This is a genomic window from Cuspidothrix issatschenkoi CHARLIE-1 (genome assembly GCF_002934005.1).
Lineage (GTDB): Bacteria > Cyanobacteriota > Cyanobacteriia > Cyanobacteriales > Nostocaceae > Cuspidothrix > Cuspidothrix issatschenkoi.
Genome location: NZ_PGEM01000029.1, coordinates 1 through 2,136, shown reverse-complemented (window position 1 = coordinate 2,136; position 2,136 = coordinate 1). Strand labels below are relative to the sequence as shown.

1 protein-coding gene is annotated in these 2,136 nt (G+C 37.5%); it reads right to left on the bottom strand.

Annotated features, from left to right (window positions below; all coding sequences use genetic code 11):
• Positions 1–463 precede the first annotated feature (463 nt).
• A complete protein-coding gene (locus tag CUN59_RS05050; protein ID WP_104386811.1) occupies positions 464–1,663 on the bottom strand; it encodes a helix-turn-helix transcriptional regulator in 1,200 nt (399 codons plus the stop codon).
• Positions 1,664–2,136: the final 473 nt, after the last annotated feature.

The window sequence follows — 2,136 nt, the reverse complement described above, 5'->3', positions numbered from 1 at the left end:
GATCCTCAAGGTGTTTATACACAAATCATAAATTGATTACAGAAGTGGGGATCTGGGCATGAACTGAGGTGATAAGATCCCCGACTTCTTTTATATTATGTCCACAAATCATAAATTGATTAGAGAAGTCGGGTATCTGGGTATGAACTGAGGTGATAAGATCCCCGACTTCTTTTATATTTTATGTCCACAAATCATAAATTGATCACAGAAGTCGGGGATCTGGGCATGAACTGAGGCGATAAGATCCCCGACTTCTTTTATATATTATGTCCACAAATCATAAATTGATTACAGAAGTCGGGGATCTGGGTATGAACTGAGGTGATAAGATCCCCGACTTCTTTTATATATTATGTCCACAAATCATAAATTGATTAGAGAAGTCGGGGATCTGGGCATGAACTGAGGTGATAAGATCCCCGACTTCTTTTATATATTATGTCCACAAATCATAAATTGATTACAGAAGTCGGGGATCTGGATGAAAATAGCGGTCAAGTAAAGCCTGTGCAGATTGGCGGTGTTTTTCTACCAATTGAGGAGGAGATAAGACTTCTGCTTTGTCCATATAACGATAAAGCCAGAAACTAAACTCGTTTAAAGATCGGGGTGGCAAGTTTACAGCATATTCTATAAATGCGTATTCTCCAGTGGTTTTGTCTATAACTCCAGGAGTGATTTTTTGATAAAGGTGACGACGTTCTCCTTCTAAAATAAAGGCAGAGATGGGAGGAAAAAAACGGACTTTAACGTTAATGAATTTCAGAGTTCCTGCTAATTCTGCCTTTTGTGGTTCTAGGTCGCCTAAATTTAAACCCCAACCATTAGCAAATAATGTATAGGCTTTAGCTAAACTTTCTCTTTGTTTTTCTAAATCCCTGGGAGGTATTGGTAAGGGATAACAATGACTATTAAAACGGTTAACGCGCCCCATGACTAAATGTCCATTTTCACAATACTCATATAATAAATACCAGGCGATATCATGATAAATTAATTGGAGGGGAAATACTTGAAACCGCCCAGTACGATTAGTACCATATAAATCTTTAGTACGAGAAATTTCTATAGCTTGTCCTTGACTTATAGCTTGTTCTAATAATGGTAATTGATGAAATAATGTATCTCTGTTTTCTCCCTGTGCTGCCATTTCTTCTGGGTCTGTGTGAATTATGGCACGGTTGAGATGTTGACGGGTAGGATAAAAAAATTCTCCTTTGAGTTCCATATCCAAACCGCGTAATCTTTTGGTCAGAGTTTCATAAATGCGCCTAATTTGGGCATCACCTTGATATTGTGCTTGAGATGCTATGGCGTTAAATGCTACTTTTAATTCTGTGGTAGAAAGCGCGCCTGTGCCTAAATAATATCCCCACCGATACATTCGCTGATCAAGAATAGCATAACGTCTGAGGGTTTCTAAATCTTTCCGCAATGTAGAAGTTGCTGGATATCCCGGAGGTAATTCTATATTCAGTTCTGTTGCTAATTTTTGCAGATATTCTCGGACAGAAATCATGGCATCATGATTCTCATAATTATGAGAGTCGAGAACATCAGGACTACCTACACCGGGATTTTTTAATAATGTGGCAATTAATAGTAATAAACGTTCAAAGGCTAAACGTTCTGTGTAGGAATGGGTAGGTTTTTGAGGCATTGTTAAAATAATCACTGTCAGGAGTCAAGATTTATAGGGTGTGTCAGACTGTATAAATCTTGCAAATAAACAGATTATTGATATCTGACGCACCTTACAACTTTTGTTTATTGTGTCCACTAAATTATAAATTGATCTCAGAAGTCGGGGATCTTATTACCTCTACCCAGATTTTGAAGTGTGACACTTGCGTAAGTCCTGTTACAAAAAGAAAATATCCAGACGGTTTTTAGAGATTGGCTGTAAGTGTTGTGAATATTAATTTCTAGCAGACATCTATAATAACCCAGTATATCTTCTTTTTCTGGCTTTTGGGTAATTCTGAGGTTATGGTAGTTAATATCATCACTTTTAATTAGGGTTTGCTGAAAAAGTTGTCTGTGAGGAGAGGGAACAGGGAACTCTTAACTGGGAACAGTTTCAACTATCTGGATATCCTCAATTTCTCATATCCGACAAGGAAAAATGCAACT

Bases quoted from the DNA above. Each gene is read 5' to 3' on its own strand.
- CUN59_RS05050 (WP_104386811.1), bottom strand. From the start codon at position 1,663: ATGCCTCAAAAACCTACCCATTCCTACACAGAACGTTTAGCCTTTGAA.